This window comes from Aeribacillus sp. FSL K6-8394 (genome assembly GCF_038008865.1).
Lineage (GTDB): Bacteria > Bacillota > Bacilli > Bacillales > Aeribacillaceae > Aeribacillus > Aeribacillus composti.
Window position 1 is genome coordinate 1,288,137 of sequence record NZ_JBBPAA010000001.1, and the last position, 20,274, is coordinate 1,308,410.

Here is a 20,274-nt window from a genome sequence, read left to right on the forward strand (position 1 = left end):
TTGATGTTAAACCATTCCAATTTCATAACAAATCCTCTTCCTGCTTGATTATTTATTCTCTTTCAATTGAATAGCGCGAATAGCCACTTTTCGATCATCGAAGTCAAATTTTTTGTCCCCGATTTGTTGATATGTTTCATGGCCTTTTCCTGCAATGACGACGACATCTCCTTCTTCTGCATTGCTGATTGCAAATTGGATGGCTTCCTCTCGATCGACAATTGAATGAAAAGGTTCTCCGTCGACACCAGCTGTCATATCTTTTAATATTTGATGCGGATCTTCATTTCTAGGGTTGTCGGAAGTAAAAATTGGAATGTCCGCCCACTGAACAGCAATTTTCGCCATAAGCGGACGCTTCGTTCGATCGCGGTCTCCTCCGCAGCCAACGACTAAAATGACTTTCTTTTTGGCAAGCTCCTTCACCGTTTTCAATAAATTGTCCAAGCTGTCTGGTGTGTGTGCATAGTCAATAATGACGGAAAAATTTTGTCCGCAATCTACTAACTCAAATCGGCCGCGCACACCTTCCATCGATTCGACCGCTTCGATGATCTTCTCGATCTCAACTCCTGAAACTAAAGAAGCCGCAATAGCAGCAAGAACATTATAAACGCTGAATTTCCCGACTAATTTCATTTGTACAGGAAATGTACCTTCAGGAGTAACGAGGAGAAAAGAAGTCCCGCTTGCATTCATTTTCAAATCTTTCGCCATAATCTCACATTCGTTTTCAATTCCATATGTAACGATATGGGAAGAAGTCATATGTCTGTAATAGTCAGAGGCTGGATCATCACCATTCAATATAGAAAATTTTGGATGATGATGATCATATTTATTTCCGAGCTGAGCAAACAATAATCCTTTCGCATTTCGATATTCTTCCATTGTTTGGTGATAGTCTAAATGGTCTTGGGTGAGATTCGTAAATACTGCAACATCAAAATCACAGCCGTGGACTCGTCCCATATGCAGCGCATGAGAGGAAACCTCCATACTGGCGTGGGTCACGTTCTCCTCGATCATCTTTTTAAATGTTTTTTGCAGGGTTAAGCTGTCAGGCGTTGTATTTTTTACTTCGTATTGTTGATCATTTATTTTTGTATACATTGTTCCGATTAAACCGGTTTTATAGCCGGCATTGCGAAAAATATGATCAATCAGATGAGTCGTAGTCGTTTTTCCGTTCGTGCCCGTGACACCGATGAGGTGAAGCTTATGTGTTGGCTGGTCATAAAAATAATCAGCAAGCACAGCCATTGCCCGTTTTGTATCATTTACGACAATTACCGGGATATCACCCGGCAGATGGTTCAGCGGTTTTTCTGATAACAGAGCGGCCGCGCCTTTTTTTACAGCTTCTAAAGCAAACTCATGACCGTCTACCGTAAAGCCTTTGATGCAAATAAATAAGCTTCCTTCCTTCACAGCACGCGAATCCATTTCCAATGAAGTAATCTCAGGATTCCCATTACCATAACGTTTATAATGATGTAGAGCAGTGAGAATTGCATCTAATTTCATAACGATAGTCCTTTCTCAAAAAAACATTCTCCATTATTTTATCTTAGCTTAAAATGAGCGACAAGGGCTTTTCAAAAGCAGTTGTTTCAAAAAGCCCTTTTTTAGAAAATTATTCGTCTGCTGCCGCCTCGTCTCCTAATAAAATTCGTACAGTAGATCCTTCTTTTACCTTTACGCCTGCTTTTGGCGATTGTTCAACGACTACCTTGCCGTCGCCGTTTACATCAAGTTTTAAATTTATAAGCTGCTGGGCCAGCTCCTGTTTTGAGAGTCCTAAAACGTCCGGCACTGTAACAAACTTTTCATCCAACCAAGTTTCCTTTTTTTCCATTTGCTTCGTTCTAGGCTTCACACCGAGCTCTCGGAGACTGTCTTTTATGATTGTTCCTACAATGGGTGCGGCGACAACACCGCCAAATTGTACCGTTCCCTTCGGATTGTCAACGGCGACATAAACAACTATATGAGGGTTGTCTGCAGGTGCAAATCCAATAAACGATACAATATGATTGTTTGTCAAATATCCTCCGCCGGGAGCAGCTTTTTGCGCAGTCCCCGTTTTTCCTCCGACCCGGTACCCCTCAACAAACGCTCCTCTTCCAGTTCCTTTTGCAACGACACTTTCAAGAGCAGCGCGAATTTGTTTGGATGTTTCCTCGGAAATAATGCGTCTTTTTGCCTCAGGTGTCTTTCTTGATACAACATCTCCTGTATCCGGGTCGATCCATTCTTTTGCGATATTCGGCGTATATAAAATACCGCCGTTGATTGCGGCTGAAACAGCGGCCACTTGCTGGATCGGCGTTACAGAGACCCCTTGGCCGAACGCTGTGGTTGCAAGCTCAACAGGTCCAACTTGACTTTGACGAAACAGGATGCCGCTTCCTTCACCCGATAAATCAATCCCCGTTTTTTCACCGAAGCCAAATTTTTTAATATATTCAAACAAAGTCGATGTTCCCAGCCTTTGTCCAAGTTCAACAAATCCCGGGTTGCATGAATTTTGAACAACTTCAAGAAACGTTTGATCTCCGTGGCCGCCTTTTTTCCAACATCTTAATGTCGCACCAGCAACTTTTACATAACCTGGGTCGTGAAAATGCTCTCTATAAAGATCAACTTTATTTTCTTCAAGAGCGGCAGCTAACGTGATAATTTTAAATGTCGAACCAGGTTCATACGTGCTCCAGATCGGCAAATTTCGGTTATATACTTTCGGATCGACATGTTGATATTTTGTCGGATCAAATGTCGGTCTTGATGCCATGCCTAAAATTTCCCCGTTGTTCGGATTCATGGCAATGGCAATTATTCCGTCCGGATTGTATTTCAATTCGGCAATGTCCAATTCCCTTTCAATGATCGATTGAATTTTTGCATCAATCGTCAGCTTTAAATTTAAGCCGTCCACAGGAGGCATATATTCCTCCACTTCATTTGGCATTCTTTTTCCTTTGGCATCAGAATAAAATTTAACATATCCTTTTTGCCCTTTCAATTGCCGATCATAATATAATTCAAGCCCGCTTAGCCCTTGGTTGTCGATCCCTGTAAAGCCTAAAACGTGCGCTAAAAGTCTTTTATACGGATAATACCTTTTGGAATCCTCCGCAATATAAACACCTTTTAAATTTAAACCGCGTATCTCTCTCGCTTTTTCGTCAGATATTTTCCGTCCTTCTGGATGAATGCGGACAATCATTTCTTTTTTCGTTACATATTGATAAGCTTTTTCCGTCGGCATATTTAAGACAGAAGCAAGCTTTTGTGCCGTTTCTGCTGGATTTTCGACCTGCCGGGGAATGATAAAAACGCTCGGAGCACTGACATTTGTCGCAAGCTTCTCCCCATTCCTGTCCACGATTTCTCCCCGCTTTGGTTCAAATGGGATATTTCGGCTCCATAAATCTTTGGCAAGAGAGGTTAATTGCCCGCCTAACACAAATTGAACATATCCTAGTCTTACTTCGATCACGGCGAAAATCAAAAAACCTGCCAATAGAACGAAAACGAGCCGTTTTCTGACTGTTACATTTGAAACGCGCATATATCTGATAACTCCCCTCATGTAGTTTCGCTATCAAAATATATGCCTCGTCCATTTAATATAGAACAAGCTTCCATCGGAAACAGGCGCCCGCTTGCCGAACCGTTCCCAGATACATTTTTTTCAAAAGCGGGCTCCTGTTGTGGTACTACTTAGGCTTTTTTAATTTAATAGTTAATTGATCTCCTTTTCGAATTTCAGTGCCTGGTTTAATATTTTGTGCGTTAACATATCCGCTTCCTTCATATTTCAGCTCAAGATCCATGATGGAACACAGCTTCATCACATCTCGCAAAGACCATCCAGTAATGTTCGGCATTTTCACAGTACCATCTGTTAAAAGAAAAACTTTTTCTCTATCGATCACCTGTGAGGTCGAGCTTGGATATTGGGAGGTGACTGTGCCCCCGCCGCCTAGTACGATTGGTTGAATTTGCTGTTTTTCAAGCTCTTGAACAGCTTGTTGAACCGGCTGGCCTTTATATTCAGGCAGTGAAACTCCGACTTCTTTTTCATTTTTAACATTTTTTTCCTCCTTCGCAGCAGCAGTCGTCGGTTCAATTTTTAAATACTCAAGACTATTTTTCATTACTGATTTGAAAATCATGGAAACAGGAGCTGCACCTGTTTCTGTCGGCTTCAGCTTCGGCTGCTGCACGGCAACGTAGACAATAAGCTCTGGATTTTCTTTTGGAGCCATTCCTAAAAAGGAGAATACATAATTTTCCCGGCCCGTTAAATAGCGCCCTCCTTCTCCTGCTATTTGAGCTGTCCCAGTCTTCCCAGCGATGTGATACCCTGGTATTTGAAAAGGTTTCCCTGTTCCGTGTTCGGATGTCACAACAGTTTCTAAAATATCTAGTGTTTTCGCAGCAGTTTCTTTTGTGATCGGTTCGCCTGCTACCGTTGGTTCTGTCTTTTTTAGCACTCGATCTGTGTCAGGGTCTACAATTTTATCAATGACATAAGGCTTCATCATCTTTCCGCCGTTAGCAATCGCTGTTGCAGCTTGAACGAGCTGGATCGGTGTGAAAGCTGACGCTTGTCCAAATGCAGTCGAAATTTTATCTCTCTCCCATTTATAGTTCAACTTGCTGTTCTCTTCGTTCGGCAAATCAATACCTGTTTTCTCTAAAAACCCATAACGATTTAAATATTGATAAAACCGATCAAGCCCTATTTTTTTATGCGCTAATATAGCGAAGCCGACATTGGATGATCGCTGAACAGCATCATCGAATGTAATGGTGCCCCATCCGACATGGTTATGATCGTATATAGGACTTGCGCCTTTGACTTTATACATTCCCGACTTATATTTTTCGTTGCCGTTATAAACCCCTTCATTAATCGCTGCAGCCAATGTAAAAATTTTCATTGTCGAACCAGGTTCATAGCGGTAAGAAACAGCATCATTGTAAAAGTTTTGAATATCGCGCTTGTTAGGATCAAAGCTTGGCCGCTGAGACATCGCTAAAATTCTCCCCGTTTTTGGGTCTGCGACAATACCGATCATTTTCGTCGGCTTATATTGTTTTTCCGCTTCATTTAACGCATCTTCTAAAAACGTTTGAATTTTTTGGTCAATTGTTAAATACACGTTGGCTCCATTATTTGGCGCAACAATTTTGTCTTTGCTGCCCGGCAGCTTGTAGCCGCTTCGGTCGCTGTCATATATCACATATCCGTCTGTTTCCTGCAAATATTTATCTAAGCTTTTTTCTATCCCTAACTGCCCGGTTGTTTTTCCCGTCTTTTCATCTTGCTTGGCATAGCCAATCACATATGATGCAAATTTTCCGTTTGGATAAAAACGTTTTGTATCGCGAATAAAACCGATGCCTGGCAATTGAAGCTTTTCAATTTGCTGTTTTTTGGCAAAGCTGATGTTTCTTCCTTTTTCTCCGAATTCGACCTGAAATTTGTCTTTTTTCAAAATAGCCTCTATTTCTTTCTGTTTCATCCCAAGAATGGGAGCTAATTTTTCCGCCGTTTCTTCAGGATCGACAACATGATTCGGATGGTCGGGATCCGTTGTCATTTTTTCATCCAATACAGCTACTAATGTATAGGTAACAGTATCTTCAGCGAGCACGTTTCCTTTTTGATCCAATATTTGGCCGCGGCGGGCTTCAAGCGTGCGCTTTTTTTCATATTTTTCTTTTGCCTTAACAGCTAGCACTTGACCATCGACAGTTCCTGTCGCTTGAATGTAGAAAAACCTCCCAAATAAGATAAAAAAGAGCAGAACAAATATTACAGATAATATTGCTGCTCCCCGATTCATATTTTTGCTTTTCTTCATCCCAATCAGTCCTGTATGCCTTTTACTTTGCTTGGATCTAATGTGAAGCCTAAGTCTTTAGCAATTTTATAAATTCTTTCAGGCCTTTTCAATTCATCGACCTGAAGGTTTAAATCGCTGTTGATTTTTTCCTGATTTTCAATTTTAGCTTCGATTTTCTGCATTTCTATATTTGCATGATACAATTTCACACTATTTGAGACAATCCAAATGGAGCATACCAGCATCAAAAATAAAAAACCAACAAATAACAGTTTCTCGCCTAATGTAATGGAGGATCTTTTTCGCCTAACAACGAGGGGTTGTTTTGCATGCTTCTTTTCTTCTTGTCGCCTTTCTTGAATTTTGACAGCTAAATTGCTCATAGAAAACCTCCTATTTTTTAATCTTTTCTGCTATACGAAGTTTAGCGGATCTCGCCCTTCGATTTTCTTCAATTTCTTTTTCCGACGGGACGATCGGTTTTTTTGTTATAATTTTGATTTCTGGCAGCATTTCGTTGGGGATTATCGGTATGTTGCGCGGAATTTCTGCTTGGCTGGCAGCTTTTCTAAACGCCAGTTTGCAAATTCGATCTTCTAAAGAATGGAACGTAATGACACATATCCGCCCTTCTGGAGCTAACAGTTCAATTGCCTGACTAACCGCGCTTTCAAAAGCGGAAAGCTCGTCATTGACGGCAATTCTAATCGCTTGAAAGATGCGTTTGGCAGGATGCCCCCCTTTTCTTCTAGAGGCGGAAGGGATGGCCTCTTTTATAATTTCCGTCAGCTCGCCAGTTGTTTGAATGGCCTTTTTTTTGCGGGCAAGCTCAATTTTTCGAGCAATTTGTTTTGAAAATTTTTCTTCTCCGTATTGAAAAAAAATTTTTACAAGCTTTTCATAAGGCCATGTGTTGACAATGGTAAAAGCGGAAAGCTCTTGTTTTTGATCCATTCTCATATCAAGAGGAGCGTCATATTGATAGCTGAAGCCTCGTTCCGGCGTGTCCAGCTGAGGCGAAGATACTCCCAAATCAAATAAAATCCCGTCTACTTTATGAACACCCCTAGAGAAAAGCTCTTCTTTTAAATGTTTAAAATTGCTTTTGATGATGGTCACTTTATCTTGGAAGGGCGCGAGTTTTTCCTTCGCAAAAGCAATTGCCGTTTCATCTTGATCAAAGGCGTATAAATGTCCAGATGTCAGCCTCCTAGCAATTTGTTGGCTATGGCCTGCCCCTCCTAATGTGCAATCAACATAAATTCCGTCCTCTTTTATTCGCAAACCTTCAATCGCTTCATCCAGCAAAACTGTCTTATGTACAAACAATATCCAGCACCTCGTTTCCAACGGAAGAAGTTTTGATCATGGATAGGATGAACATCAAATATCAAAATCAATCATGTTTTCTGCAATTTCTTCAAATGATTCTTCTTGTTCAGCCACGTATTGCTCCCAATTTTGTTTGCTCCAAATTTCTATCCGACTGGAAACGCCGATGACGACACATTCTTTTTCCAATTTCGCGTAAGCAAGAAGTGGAGCCGCAATGTTAATCCGTCCTTGCTTGTCCATTTCACATTCAATAGCGCCGGAAAAGAAAAATCGTGTAAAAGCTCGGGCATCTTTTTTTGTTAATGGGAGAGCTTTCAGTTTCTCTTCAATCACTTTCCATTCGCTGAGGGGATATCCAAACAAGCATTGATCAAGACCTCTCGTGAGAACAAACTTTTCGCCAAGGCCTTCCCTGAATTTTGCGGGTACGATCAATCTTCCTTTTGAATCGATCGTATGTTGGTATTCTCCCATAAACATCACGTTGGCCCCACTTTCATTTCTTTCCCACCACTTCCCCCCACTTTTCACCACAAATTTATTGTACTATTAATGGACATAAAAAAAAACCCTGTATGACACAGGATTTTTCAAAAAATAGTTTTATAATTTGACAATTTTATGTTTTCCATTGAAAGTATATGTCAACTGCTGCAAATCTTTTACAAAATTCGGCCCATATTTGTTTAAATAGTAATAAATATTCCATACTCTTTCTTGCCATTGATTATTCGGTTTCAGTGAATACTCAATACGCCTGAACTTTTGCAGCTCTGCTTCATATTTTGCATGTACCTTTTTTTGAACGATCCTTTCCACAAAATCTATCTGCTGTTCGATAAATTGTGCGTTTTTCCGCAATACGGGCGCTAAGCTTTGGTCGAAATCCTCTATTTTTTCTCGCAATGACCGATGAATGTCCTCAATCTCTTCTTTTGCTTTCGACACATATGCGCTGACATCAAAAGGCTCCTTTTGTTTAAACCACCTATGTTTTAACGGTTCAACCCCCTGCTTAAGAACCTCTTCCAACGGCAGGTCCAATTCTAGCAAGTCCGACTCTATGTTTCTTTCTAAAATCGTCAAATGAATTCTCGGAATAACTGGCGGCACATTCATCGAGAATAAATGAAATACCCCTTTTAATTCTGCCCAATACGCAATTTCTCCTGGTCCGGCGATAAAAGCCAAAGTCGGAAGCAAATATTCCTGCATGACCGGTCTTGTCACTACATTATTGCTGAACTTCCATGGATTCATTCTGACTTCTTCTAAAAGATCAGACAACGAAGATGTCCAATTGATTTCAGGGATCGAAAACAGATTCTTCTCTTTTTCTATGAGCAAATAGCGCTCATCTTCTATTTGATAAAACAGATTGGCGCAGTTTTCTCTCATTGTAATTGCTTGATATGGATATCCTTCTTCTTTTAAAATTTGCTGCTGCTTGACGACTTGATGATAAATGCTGTCAGTTGCCATGAGCATTTGTTCGAAATAAGATTTTTCCAATTCCCGCAATTCTTTTGATCCAGAGTTGATGAGTACAATTCCTTCATCTCCGAACATGGAGATGAGTAATCGTTCAAAAAATTCAACATAAGTGGCAGATTGGTCAAGCTCATGATACAAAGAAGCAAGCAAATGTTTCGTATATTTCGTTTCGCCAAATGCCGCAAAAACTTCTTCCAGCCAAATGCGACAAGCGTTTTTATCAATTGATAACTCCGATATCATTGTTTTTTTCCGCTGTGTTTGCATGATCGTTTTCTTTTTCAAACGCCCTCTGTCTGTCACATAGAGATGATTAATTTCGTCAAAGTCATGATCCTCCCCCGCGATCCAAAAAACGGGAACAACAGGTATGTTCAGCTTTTTCTCTTGCTCTTTCGCCAATGCCAATATGGAAATGATTTTATGTATTGTATATAAAGGTCCTGTTAAGAGTCCAGCTTGCTGACCGCCCACAACGACGACACTATTCGGATTTTTTAATTTTAAAATATTCTCCATTATCTGTTCTGTTGCGTTCAGCCGCTTATGATATTGGATTAAAACATCCGCCAGCTCATCCCTCTTATAAGTCCTTGGTAAAATATCGTCATATCTTTTTTGGAATACATCTTCTTGAAATGGATCATAATCAAAATATTTTTCAACCTCTAATCGCCGATTTATATAATTGTTCACAAAAGGATTGGATTGAGGAAGGAAGAGTTCAAACGCCTCCATATCTATTAACTTCCTTTCTTCGTTCATTATCATTACCCCGACAAGAGTATAGCATGTAATATTTTCAAACAAAAAAAATTTGCTTTTTATTTATTCACATTTGATTCATTATGTACATAAACACCCCGATGATCGCCATGCTCTCAGACAGTAGAAAAAATATTAAAAAAGAGCTTCTCCACATCATTTTCAATGCTTTCATCCATTTGATCTCGTCAGTGATTACGAATTGAAGTCCAGCTGTCGCCAAAAAAAGCAGCAAATATAAACAAAGCAGCCATAAAAACGATTGATGATGCCAAATAACAGAAAGCTTGATCCAAAATGAAAAGGCAAAAAATACAGCAGCCACATCCACGCTCAAAAGGAAAGATTTTTTCTTACTCTTTAATAAAACACGAAAAAGAACCAAAAACAGCAGCCACGCGGCCAATGGAAACGTCGCAAAAAAGGCGATGATTCCTATAACAATTCCCATCAACGTTCCTCCCGGTTTTCCAACCCTTTAATCGCATTGTACAAAAATTCCATTGTACAAGTATGAGCACCCTTTTCTTCCCCTTTTTGAATGAGATCCCCTAATATTGAATCAATTTCTGTTTTTTTATGATGTTCAATATCCGACAGCATTGATGAACGATTGTTTTTTGTCTTTATTGCAATACTTTCAATATATTCCCATAAATCATCCTTATCATTTATTTCAAGAACATCACATACTTCGTGAAATAGCTTTTTGGCAAGCTTTGCAACATAAGGATTGCTGACAATGTGGCCATTCGGCATTCGAAATAAGGCAGTTAATGGATTAATAACTGCATTGGCGGCCAATTTTTTCAATACAACCGGCTCCCAATCCTCTTCATATTGTATCAAAAATAAAGGATCAGACGTATTTAACTGATCAATAAATTCCCGCGCCCCACCGCCGTCATACGGGCTGATGCGAATTTTCCCAATACCAGTATGGTGAACGGTATTGGGGGATTTTTTTAAGGCGCCGTGCTCTACAACACCTATATACAATTCATGTTGGGCAAGCTCTTTCATTCTGCCGATATGAGTTATGCCGTTTTGAACAAATACAATCTTTTTCGGCGGCAATTGCTTTAGATTTCCAAATAATGACGGCAGACTATATTGCTTGACAGCAATAATTAATAATTCTTCATTATATAATACATCTGCACGTGATTTTACATATGCAGTCCAAGGGCTCGGGCCTATGACATGTATCCCTTCTGTCCTTACCGAAATTGCCTGCTCTTCCGTCTTTGTATAAAGGGTAATGTCATGTTTTCGGCTAAGGTATGCCGATATTAACAAGCCTACAGCTCCTCCGCCAATTACACCGATCTTCAAGTTCTCCACCTCTCTCATATGTATCATAACAAACAAAAACTAAAAATTCTTCTTTTTCCTGAATATAATTAAAAATTGATTATATTTGCTTTTTTATTATTTTTTCAATGTTATTTTCTCTTTATGTTTAGTATAATGTGAGTGAAAAGGCGTCTATCATTATAGCGGCAATTGGGGGAGATTCGCCATGGTAAAAGTGGAAAAATTATTAGTCAATTATAAAACTTTAGAGGAATTTAAAAAATTTAAAGAATACGGTTTACAAGAATTATCCATGCTGGAGGATTTAGAAGCAAATATTATCGAAAATAACAGCGATTCGCCCTTTTACGGGATTTACTACGGAGACAAATTAATTGCCCGGATGAGTTTATATCGGGTGGATAAAAAATATGATCAATATTTTGAGCCAAAACAGGACTATCTTGAGTTATGGAAATTGGAAGTGCTTCCTGAATACCAAAGAAAAGGGTATGGAAAAGCGCTAGTTGATTTTGCCAAATCGTTCGGCTTGCCTATAAAAACAAATCCGCGTATGAAATCGGCTGGCTTTTGGGAAAAGATGGGCTTTGTCCCTGTAAAGTATGATATGAAACGAGATCGTGGAGAAAATCCTCTCGTTTGGTATCCTAACGGTGTCACTGTCAAAGAAAAGGGCGCTCATTAAAAAAGACGCTGGCAGCGTCTTTTTCAAAGTCAGAAGTCGATAGTTGATGAAACCGGCACGCTTTGTCGGTTTCATCTATTTTTAGAATCTCCCTTTTTTCATTCCTGACCGAACTGAAACGGTCTTTTTTTATGTTTCATTTTTTCTTCCTACGCCTCTTCTTTCAATCCTGCTCGTTCCCTCACTTTTTCCATCATTTTAATAAAAGCGTAAAATTCATTTTCAATCTTTTTCAATTGTTCATGTAATTGTTCATTTTCGTTTTTAAATTCTTCTACTTTTTGTTCTAGAAAAGAGATTTTTTCACGCAAGCTTTTATTTTCTTCTTCCAACCGATTGTTCACCGGTTGGTGTTGTGTAGACTTTAAAAAAGCAATCACATCATCGATAGTGATTTCCGATCTTCCACCTGCTTCCTCATAATGAAGCAGCTTTTTTTCGGAAATTTTCTTCTCTTTTTGCTGTCTAAATTTTTTACGTTCCTGTTTCGCAAGTTCAATGTCTGTTTCATATATTTTTCGCAAATATGAATTCCAGCGAAAACCGCATGCAGCAGCCGTTCTTGAAAGTTTCTCCGCAACGATCTCAAAAGCCTTTAGTTGTGTTCCGCCTTCGCGAATATGCTGCAAAACAATTTCTTTCAAGAGCAGATCTTCATCCTCTGTCCATGCATCTTGCCGTGTCACCGCCATTTGTTCATCCCTCCGTTTTGATTTGACTTTTTCTTAAAAATGATTTTTTAAAAATAGAATGAGATGTAACAAATCAATTGTTGCTTCCATTCTCTTTTCTAAATTTTGTGATGCGAGCTTTTTACCTCATCTCAACTATTTCATGCAATTTTTAATAATATATATGCCTGTAATAGAAACAATAGAAGCACAGTTTTAGTTGAAGCGAGAATCCTCCCCTTTTTAAAGGGGAGATGAATTGCTTTTTTTATATTTTATAAAGACTATATGTGGTTTATTAAAGATTGAAATAATTGGTTTTTTTGTATATTTTTGATATACTATATGTATGAAGAAAACAAATTTAATTCACGCAAGAACTTGTGTTTATAATGTTAATTATCATATTGTATGGTCTGTGAAATATCGAAAGAAGGTTTTGACACAAGAGGTTGAGTTATATCTCAAGAAAATTTTTAAAGAGATTGCAGAAGAAAAAGGTTTTCTGTTGCAGATGGTAGAGGTGGGTGAACAAGATCATATTCATGTATTTGTATCAGCTCATCCAAAAATAGCACCTTCTTATATTGTCAAAATGTTAAAAGGGATTTCAGGGAGAAAAATTTTTCTGCAATTTCCTGAAATCAAACAAAAATTATGGAAAGGAGTATTATGGAACTCTAGTTATTATATTGAAACCGTTGGCTCTATTAGTGAGGATGTCATAAAACGCTATATTGCTAACCAAAAGAAAGGTGGTGACTAAATGAAAAAGGTATCGTATTTCACCTATAAAGCGAATCGAACCAATCAAATCATCTTATATCACTTGTGTTATGCCAGTCGTAAGTTATGGAATGTGGGGAACTATGAAAAACGGAATTGGTCGAAAGAACAAGGTGTACCGTTCCCGAATTGGTATGAACAGAAAAAACGATTAAAAACACATTTTTGGTATAAACAATTACCTGCTCAATCAGCACAAGAGGTCTTAAAAGTCTTGCAAGAAGCGTGGGTGTCTTTTTTCAAACTAAAGGAAAGCAATGGAATAGATAATCCACAACCACCACGATTCAAACATCAAAACTTTAATGTCCGTTTTCTAAATAACAGTTTCAAATTGGTGGAGAACAATACCAAAATTCGTTTACCCATTCCAAAGGCTCAAAAAGCCTTTTTAAAAGAAACGTATGGATTGGAAGAAAGTTATCTTTATATCCCGATTCCGAAACATATCGAAATCGAAAAGATAAAACTGATTGAAGTGAAACCCATCAGTCGAAAAGAATATACGATTTATCTGATTCAAGAATACAAAGATGTACCATTGAAACAAAAGAATAGCACGAAATTTTTATCGATTGACTTAGGGATTGCCAATGCGATGACTTGTTATGATTATCAAGGAAAAGCACACATCATTTCAGGAAGGCAATGGCTATCCGTTGAACGCTACTTTCATAAACAAATCGCCCATTTTCAAGCGATTGGTTTCGCTCAACAATGTGCTAAAGGAATACAATACCCGAAACCTTCCAGACGTGTGTTACAACTTTATCAAAAGAAAAGAAAACAAGTGCATCACATGTTGCATTGTATGACAAGAAAAGTGATTGATATTGCTCTGCAACAAGGAGTCGAAACGATTGTGATTGGTGACATTACAGGTATACGAGAACAAGCGAAATTCAACAAGAAAACGAATCAAAAATTGCATGGTTTTCCGTATGCGAAAATCATTCAAATGATACGGTATAAAGCGCAGGAGCAAGGAATAGATGTTCGTTTATTAACCGAAGAATACACCTCTCAAGCATGTTCAGTATGCCAAATGTTCCCTTGTGAAGAAAACGCAAAGCCGAGTAATCGGATTCATCGAGGGTTATATGTATGTAACGACTGTCATACAACCATCAATGCGGATGTGAATGGTGCTATCAATATCAGCAAAAAGTATCTGAAAGAGATTAAGGCTTTATCTCAATCAGTAGTGGTGTTGGACACGCCGACTGTGTATACGTTTAACGGACAACAGTTCGTTGCGTAGAACAGGAAGCTCGTCATTTCAATGACGAGTAGTTCACGAATAAAGAGGATGCACAGATTACAGAATGGATTAAGAAATTTTCAAAGATTCAAGGAAGCCTTTGTGCCAGGAGAAAAAAATATGTATGTATTGAAAAGCTTTTTCTCGCGCTTTAATACAGAAAGCTCCAAAAACGATCAAGCCGTTCAAGCAGATCTTAAGCCGCATTTGCTTTCACAAAATGTAACGGCCTTTCCCCGACTGAATATCGAGAAAAGGCCGCAGCTAAATTGTCTACTTGACACGGGTATGGTCACTTTTCATTATTTGTTTACTACTTCTCTGCCTTTGTATGTTCCGCAAGATTTGCATACGCGGTGCGCCAGCTTCATTTCTCCGCAGTTTGGACATTCTACCATACCTGGAACTTGTAATTTAAAATGTGTACGGCGCAATCTTTTTTTCGTTTTGGATGTTCTTCTAAAAGGTACTGCCATTTTTCCCACCTCCTTACAGAGCAAAGCTTTAAGAATCATTTTCTTTCTTATCCAATAACTTAGCTAAGCTAGCTAATCTTGGGTCAATTTTGTTTTGTTGTTCTTCTTCTTTTATTAACTTCCAAAACTTTCCTTCTTGAGGTGCTGCTTCCTGCTTGTTTTCCTCTTCATCACTAAACACTTGAAGCGGAATTTCTAAAAGGACAAGCTCATGAATGATTGGCATTAAATCAATGACTTCTCCTTGAACAACATGTGTTTGCTCACTCGTTTCATACTCGTCGGAGCTAAACAAAAACGTTTCCGATGTGCGGATTTCAAATGGATATTTAACATCAACAAGTGTTCTTGCGCAAGGAAGCGTCATTTCGCCAGTAATTGTTAAATGAAAGATGACTTTCATAGAGCTTATATCTGCATGTCCTTGAACATGAACAGGAGTTATCTCCCGCAAATCAGGATGATTTTGGACAAGATCATATAGATCGACATCTTCATTGATTTGTAAGCCTTTTTTCTGCAGTTTATATAATTGATGCACAGACCATTTCAACATATATCACCTCAAGACAACAAAGGTTATTATAGCTTTCAAATAAGTATTTGTCAATATTTTTCCTTTACACTATAATATAGGCATTATTTCACAAATATATTGATGAATTGAAAAAGAAGGTGATGGAGTTGAAGGCGGTCGGAATTGTTGTTGAATATAACCCATTTCATAACGGTCACTTACACCATCTAGCCGAATCAAAGAAGAAAGCAAATGCTGATATTGTCATTGCAGTGATGAGCGGTCATTTCTTGCAAAGGGGAGAGCCGGCACTCGTCTCAAAATGGGCGAGAACAGAAATGGCTCTAGCAAGCGGCGCAGATCTAGTTTTTGAACTTCCGTTTGCCTTTTCATCGCAAAGCGCAGAAATTTTCGCCAGCGGCGCCGTGTCGATTTTAGATGCGCTTGGCTGTGATTCACTATGTTTCGGAAGCGAGGTCGGAAATATTGACGCTTTTCTTGAAACATATGAACTGCTGGAGAAAAGAAGCGATGATTTCGTTCATCTTTTGAAAACAGCGCTTTCGAAAGGCAACAGTTATCCAAAGGCCGTTTCCATTGCTTTTCAAAAAATTGCTTCCGGGGAAAAAACGCTATTAGATTTAAGCAAACCGAACAATATATTAGGATTTCAATATGTCAAAGCCATTGTTCAACAAAAAAGCTCGATGAAGCCTCTTACAATCGAGAGAATTGGCGCCGGCTACCATGATGAATCATACCATCACCCGAGCATTGCCAGCGCAACAAGCATCCGAAAAAACATTGTTCATGAACAAAACTTGTCTTCCATGAAACATTATGTTCCGGAAAGTTCGTTTCGCATTTTACTGAATTATAAACAAACTTATTCAGCCTTTCACGATTGGAAGCTTTACTTTCCATTTTTAAAATATGCTATATTGTCCAAAACTTTAACAGAATTAAAAGAAATATATGAAATGGACGAAGGCTTGGAACACCGCGTTGTTCACCATATTAAAAGGGCTGCATCATTCCACCAGTTTCTATCTCTCTTGAAAACGAAAAGATACACATGGACAAGATTGCAAAGATTATGCACCTATCTTTTGACCAATACGAAAAAAGAAGAAATGGCGAGCATATTAAAAACGAAAAAAGCCCCGTATATTCGTTTGCTCGGAATGTCAGGGCGGGGGCAAAGCTATTTGCAAGCTGTTAAAAAACAGTTGGAGCTGCCGCTTATTTCTAAAGTTTCGTCCTATTCTTCAGATGTATTGGAAATGGATCTCAGAGCGACAAATGTTTATGCGCTTATCCTCAACGAACCTGCCGCAACCGAGTTTATGAAGCTCGAGTATACAATGCCTCCTATACGTTACGGGCTTCCTTAACCGGAAGTCCTCATTGTTTCTAAATAATGGACGGCATCATCAAATGTATCCACCGGTATGATTTTCATATCAGAATGAATGGAGTCTCGTGTCTTCAGCGCTTCTTCATAATCGGAGCCTCTCTTGCCGTTTTCGTTAGGGGCAAAAAATATATCAATCCCAGCACGGTCTGCTGCTATCACTTTTTGTGAAATGCCGCCGATCGGACCTATCTCCCCTTTTTCATTAATCGTTCCTGTTCCAGCAATTTCTAATCCTTTTGTTAAATCCGTTTCCGTCAGCTGATCGTAAATTTCGAGAGCCATCATCAGACCTGCTGAAGGACCGCCGATATCTTTTGTATTGATAGTAATACCTGGTGAAGTCGTCAATTTTTTATCCGTCACGACGCCAACACCGAGACCCGTTTTATTAGGATAACCAGGAATTTGGACAAGTTCTACTGATGTTTCAATTATTTTTCCATCTCTGTTTATTTTTAGTGATATATGATCGCCTTTTTTCTTCCCTTTTAAATAATCAGTGAATTGCTCTGAAGTTTTTATATTCATTCCATCGGCTTCGACGATTCGGTCGCCAACTTTTAATTTTTCCCTTGCCGGTACTTCTTTCATAACCTCCAATACTGTAACGCCATTATTTTGAATAGTAATTTTTTTGCCGGCTTCTTTATAGGCGATGGTAATCGCAGCTTTTTGTGAAGCTTCCATTATATGTATTTGACGTTTTATATATTCCTCATCAGATTCATCTTCTTGGCGGACATGTTGAATCGGCATAATCTCATAATCATTCTGCATTTTCGCCCATAAATACGTAAATAATGTTGCTCTCCCGAAACGGACTGTTGTTAACGAAAAGCTGCCCTCTTCCTTATATCCGTTTTCAACATGAATCATATTGGATAAATCATTGACCAATCCCGGTTTTGTAATATAATAAGGGAGCTTGATGAAGGAACCGGAGAGTGCGACAATGATGCTGATGATAAGAGAAATAATAATGCGTTTACTTTTCATGATTGGTCTCCTTCCATTGGTTGATCTTATTCTTGATCTCATCAATATGTTTCGTTGCTTCCTCTTCACCGAGTTTAATAATTTCATCAATTTTCGTAAACGCTCCGCTGTGAAAATGTTCAACACGCGGGCAGATCACTACATCTGATGTTATTCGATGCTGCGCTAACTCATTTTGCATAATGTCTAAACTCCGCATAATGACATCAAAAATGGACTGAATGCGAGCTTCTTTTTTGACATGTGATACATCGACCGCTATTACGATATCAGCCCCCATTTCTTTCACCGCTGAAACGGGAACCCGTTCAATCACTCCTCCGTCAACTAATAACGAGCCGTTATAAGAAAAAGGAACAAAAATTCCCGGAATCGAAATGCTTGCCCGAACGGCATCCGCAACAGGACCTTTTCGAAAAACAACTTTTTTCCCTTCATTTAAATCGGTTGCAACGACCGCTAAAGGAATCGGCAAATCTTCTATATTTTGATTTCGGGTAAAAATTCGAATTAACTGTTTAATGCGGTCTCCTTGAATAAACCCCATTTTTGGAACGGTCACATCGATAAAATATTTTCGTTTAAATGCTGCCGCCAATTTATACATTTGTTCAACAGTTAAGCCTGAGGCATAAAAGCTTCCTACAAGGGCCCCCATGCTCGAACCGGAAATCATATCAATCGGTATTTCATGCTGCTTCAACACTTTCAAAACACCCAGATGAGCAAACCCTCTAGCTCCCCCGGAACCTAACGCCACACCAATTGTTGGATGTTTCGGCATAAACGGAGCCCCCTTTCATGAATTTGTTATTCATCATATGGTCTAAAATGCCACCCTATTCACGTATATTGAATTATAGGTTGTACGAAAACCTCTTATTCATTCTATCATGTCAGCTTATACGTGTGCAGTTTTCAATAGGGGGCATAACAATTGAAAGAGGCAAAAATTAAAACTGCTTTATACGCAACCGTTATTTTCTTTATCACCTGCGCGATTATTTTTTTTCCTGACGCCTCACTTGAGGCATCAAAGCGGGGATTACATATGTGGTGGAACATTGTTTTTCCTTCCTTGCTACCTTTTTTTATTGTCTCGGAAATTCTTATATCAATCGGTGTGGTCCGTTTTATCGGCGTGTTTTTAGAACCGCTTATGCGGCCCGTTTTTAAAGTTCCAGGAGCAGGGGGATTCGTTTGGGCAATGGGGATGGCTTCGGGATTCCCCGCCGGGGCAAAATTAACTGCAAGATTAAGACAAGAAAACCAGATCTCAAGACATGAAGCGGAAAGGCTTGTGTCTTTTTCCAACTCTTCAAATCCGCTATTTATTTTCGGAGCTGTGTCAATAGGTTTTTTTCAAGATAAAAATCTCGGATTGCTGCTGGCCGTTTCTCATTATTTAGGAAATGTTTTCGTCGGGCTAACGATGAGATTTTGGGGAAAAGATGAAAAAAAGCCGCAAAAGGAAACAGTACATTCGAAGCCATCATTTAAAAAAGCGTTTCAGCTTATGCACGAAATGAGAATGCAAAATGAAAAACCTATTGGAAAAATGCTCGGGGATGCCGTTCTCAATTCTGTCCAAACGCTGCTCGTCATCGGGGGCTTTATCATTTTGTTTTCGGTATTAAATCAAATTTTAAGCATCGTTCATGTGGCGGACATAGCAGCAACTTTCATATCGTCTTTGTTTATTCTTGTTCATATACCGACTGAGCTTTCCGTTCCGTTTTTTTCCGGACTGTTTGAAATAACATTAGGCAGCCAGCTTACAAGCCAGGCACAAGCCGCCATGCTGGATAAGGTGATCATCACAAGCTTTATATTGGCATTCAGCGGCTTCTCCGTTCAAGCACAAGTGGCAAGCATTTTAGCAGAAACAGACATCCGCTTTAAGCCTTTTTTCTTTGCCCGCATTATGCAAGGGATTTTTTCAAGCCTCTCTGCTTTGATCTTATTCAAGCCTTTATATATCGATCTATTGTCAAAGAATGAAGGTTATGCACCGGCATTTATATTTGAAAAAACTCCAAGCTTTCTCACGGAGTATTGGCTGCTCCTTTCCAAAGTCGGCCCCGTTATCACGATTTGCACGCTCATTGTGTATATTTTGATTTACTACTTTCGTTTAAGAAATAAAAGTGGCACATAAGAAAAGGTTCGGAAACCAAAATTTTCCGAACCTCAAAAAATTATTTTTTATACATATGCTCATATTTTTTCTTTAATGCTTCTTCCACTTCATACGGTACAAGCTCAGAAACTTTTCCGCCGTATTTAGCGACTTCTTTAACAATACTTGAACTTAAAAACGAATACTGATTGTTTGTCATCATAAAAAAAGTTTCTATATTTTCATCCAGCACTCTGTTCATTGATGTGATTTGCATTTCATATTCAAAATCAGAAACAGCCCGAAGCCCTCTCAATATAGCGTTCGCATTTTTGCTTCTCGCATAATCAACGAGCAGCCCTTGAAAGGATTCAATGTATACGTTCGGTAAGTTGCCCGTTACCTTTCTCAGCAGCTCACATCTTTCTTCTACAGTAAATAGCGGCTTTTTTGAAGAATTGTTTAAAACGCAAACATACACTTTTTCAAATACATTTGCCCCCCGCTTTATGATGTCTAAATGTCCATATGTAACGGGATCAAAGCTTCCCGGACAGACTGCAATGCTTGCCAA

The 20,274-nt window shown here is 39.0% G+C and carries 20 protein-coding genes; 5 read left to right on the forward strand and 15 right to left on the reverse strand.

Annotated elements, in window-relative coordinates; all coding sequences use genetic code 11:
• Positions 1-48: 48 nt before the first annotated feature.
• The 9 genes from NSR00_RS05945 to NSR00_RS05985 all read right to left on the reverse strand — a co-directional run bounded on the left by NSR00_RS05945 (position 49) and on the right by NSR00_RS05985 (position 10,790).
• A complete protein-coding gene (locus tag NSR00_RS05945; protein WP_327847741.1) occupies positions 49-1,527 on the reverse strand; it encodes a UDP-N-acetylmuramoyl-L-alanyl-D-glutamate--2,6-diaminopimelate ligase in 1,479 nt (492 codons plus the stop codon).
• A gap of 109 nt (positions 1,528-1,636) precedes the next feature.
• On the reverse strand, positions 1,637-3,574 hold the full coding sequence (locus NSR00_RS05950; RefSeq protein WP_340787602.1) for a stage V sporulation protein D: 1,938 nt from the start codon (positions 3,572-3,574) through the stop codon (positions 1,637-1,639).
• 148 nt (positions 3,575-3,722) lie between these two features.
• On the reverse strand, positions 3,723-5,879 hold the full coding sequence (locus NSR00_RS05955; RefSeq protein WP_340787604.1) for a penicillin-binding protein: 2,157 nt from the start codon (positions 5,877-5,879) through the stop codon (positions 3,723-3,725).
• Positions 5,880-5,884: 5 nt separating this feature from the next.
• Positions 5,885-6,244 (reverse strand): cell division protein FtsL, encoded by a 360-nt coding sequence (gene ftsL / locus NSR00_RS05960; protein WP_340787607.1) that lies wholly within the window; start codon positions 6,242-6,244, stop codon positions 5,885-5,887.
• Positions 6,245-6,254: 10 nt separating this feature from the next.
• On the reverse strand, positions 6,255-7,190 hold the full coding sequence (gene rsmH / locus NSR00_RS05965; RefSeq protein WP_340787609.1) for a 16S rRNA (cytosine(1402)-N(4))-methyltransferase RsmH: 936 nt from the start codon (positions 7,188-7,190) through the stop codon (positions 6,255-6,257).
• Positions 7,191-7,244: 54 nt separating this feature from the next.
• Positions 7,245-7,676 carry a division/cell wall cluster transcriptional repressor MraZ gene (gene mraZ / locus NSR00_RS05970; RefSeq protein WP_063388503.1) on the reverse strand — a complete coding sequence of 144 codons (432 nt, stop codon included), beginning with the start codon at positions 7,674-7,676 and terminating at the stop codon, positions 7,245-7,247.
• A 123-nt stretch (positions 7,677-7,799) separates the two neighbouring features.
• Positions 7,800-9,455 carry a bacillithiol biosynthesis cysteine-adding enzyme BshC gene (gene bshC / locus NSR00_RS05975; protein ID WP_340787611.1) on the reverse strand — a complete coding sequence of 552 codons (1,656 nt, stop codon included), beginning with the start codon at positions 9,453-9,455 and terminating at the stop codon, positions 7,800-7,802.
• A gap of 67 nt (positions 9,456-9,522) precedes the next feature.
• Positions 9,523-9,906: a DUF3397 family protein gene (locus tag NSR00_RS05980; protein WP_340787614.1), complete on the reverse strand. Its 384-nt coding sequence runs from the start codon at positions 9,904-9,906 to the stop codon at positions 9,523-9,525.
• On the reverse strand, positions 9,906-10,790 hold the full coding sequence (locus NSR00_RS05985) for a 2-dehydropantoate 2-reductase (RefSeq protein ID WP_340787617.1): 885 nt from the start codon (positions 10,788-10,790) through the stop codon (positions 9,906-9,908). The genes NSR00_RS05980 and NSR00_RS05985 overlap by 1 nt, the downstream gene beginning before the upstream one ends.
• Positions 10,791-10,977: 187 nt before the next feature.
• Between NSR00_RS05985 and NSR00_RS05990 the strand changes: the two genes are divergently transcribed.
• On the forward strand, positions 10,978-11,457 hold the full coding sequence (locus tag NSR00_RS05990) for an N-acetyltransferase (RefSeq protein ID WP_063388507.1): 480 nt from the start codon (positions 10,978-10,980) through the stop codon (positions 11,455-11,457).
• Positions 11,458-11,606: 149 nt separating this feature from the next.
• Here the strand turns inward: NSR00_RS05990 and NSR00_RS05995 are convergent, their stop codons facing one another.
• On the reverse strand, positions 11,607-12,149 hold the full coding sequence (locus NSR00_RS05995; protein ID WP_340787619.1) for an RsfA family transcriptional regulator: 543 nt from the start codon (positions 12,147-12,149) through the stop codon (positions 11,607-11,609).
• 328 nt (positions 12,150-12,477) lie between these two features.
• Here NSR00_RS05995 and tnpA point away from each other — a divergent pair, with 328 nt between their 5' ends.
• Together tnpA and NSR00_RS06005 are read left to right on the forward strand one after the other, a co-directional pair.
• Positions 12,478-12,894: an IS200/IS605 family transposase gene (gene tnpA / locus NSR00_RS06000; RefSeq protein ID WP_094246129.1), complete on the forward strand. Its 417-nt coding sequence runs from the start codon at positions 12,478-12,480 to the stop codon at positions 12,892-12,894.
• A complete protein-coding gene (locus NSR00_RS06005) occupies positions 12,895-14,175 on the forward strand; it encodes an RNA-guided endonuclease InsQ/TnpB family protein (protein ID WP_094246128.1) in 1,281 nt (426 codons plus the stop codon).
• A 302-nt stretch (positions 14,176-14,477) separates the two neighbouring features.
• Here the strand turns inward: NSR00_RS06005 and rpmF are convergent, their stop codons facing one another.
• Together rpmF and NSR00_RS06015 are read right to left on the reverse strand one after the other, a co-directional pair.
• Positions 14,478-14,651: a 50S ribosomal protein L32 gene (gene rpmF / locus NSR00_RS06010; RefSeq protein WP_063388509.1), complete on the reverse strand. Its 174-nt coding sequence runs from the start codon at positions 14,649-14,651 to the stop codon at positions 14,478-14,480.
• A 28-nt stretch (positions 14,652-14,679) separates the two neighbouring features.
• Positions 14,680-15,204 (reverse strand): YceD family protein, encoded by a 525-nt coding sequence (locus NSR00_RS06015; RefSeq protein ID WP_063388510.1) that lies wholly within the window; start codon positions 15,202-15,204, stop codon positions 14,680-14,682.
• 131 nt (positions 15,205-15,335) lie between these two features.
• Between NSR00_RS06015 and NSR00_RS06020 the strand changes: the two genes are divergently transcribed.
• A complete protein-coding gene (locus NSR00_RS06020) occupies positions 15,336-16,562 on the forward strand; it encodes a nucleotidyltransferase (RefSeq protein WP_340787622.1) in 1,227 nt (408 codons plus the stop codon).
• Here the strand turns inward: NSR00_RS06020 and NSR00_RS06025 are convergent.
• Together NSR00_RS06025 and NSR00_RS06030 are read right to left on the reverse strand one after the other, a co-directional pair.
• Complete coding sequence (locus NSR00_RS06025; RefSeq protein ID WP_094246099.1) at positions 16,559-17,581, reverse strand: SepM family pheromone-processing serine protease; 1,023 nt, start codon at positions 17,579-17,581, stop codon at positions 16,559-16,561. The genes NSR00_RS06020 and NSR00_RS06025 overlap by 4 nt on opposite strands.
• Positions 17,571-18,365, reverse strand: a complete 795-nt coding sequence (locus NSR00_RS06030) for a patatin-like phospholipase family protein (protein ID WP_063388513.1) — start codon at positions 18,363-18,365, stop codon at positions 17,571-17,573. Before NSR00_RS06030 ends, NSR00_RS06025 begins: the two co-directional genes overlap by 11 nt.
• Positions 18,366-18,518: 153 nt before the next feature.
• On the opposite strand from NSR00_RS06030, the gene ylbJ reads away from it, so the two are divergent.
• Entirely contained in the window at positions 18,519-19,739 is a 1,221-nt protein-coding gene (gene ylbJ / locus NSR00_RS06035) for a sporulation integral membrane protein YlbJ (protein WP_340787626.1), read from the forward strand.
• Positions 19,740-19,779: 40 nt separating this feature from the next.
• Here ylbJ and coaD read toward each other — a convergent pair whose 3' ends face one another.
• Positions 19,780-20,274 (reverse strand): pantetheine-phosphate adenylyltransferase, encoded by a 495-nt coding sequence (coaD, locus tag NSR00_RS06040; RefSeq protein ID WP_340787628.1) that lies wholly within the window; start codon positions 20,272-20,274, stop codon positions 19,780-19,782.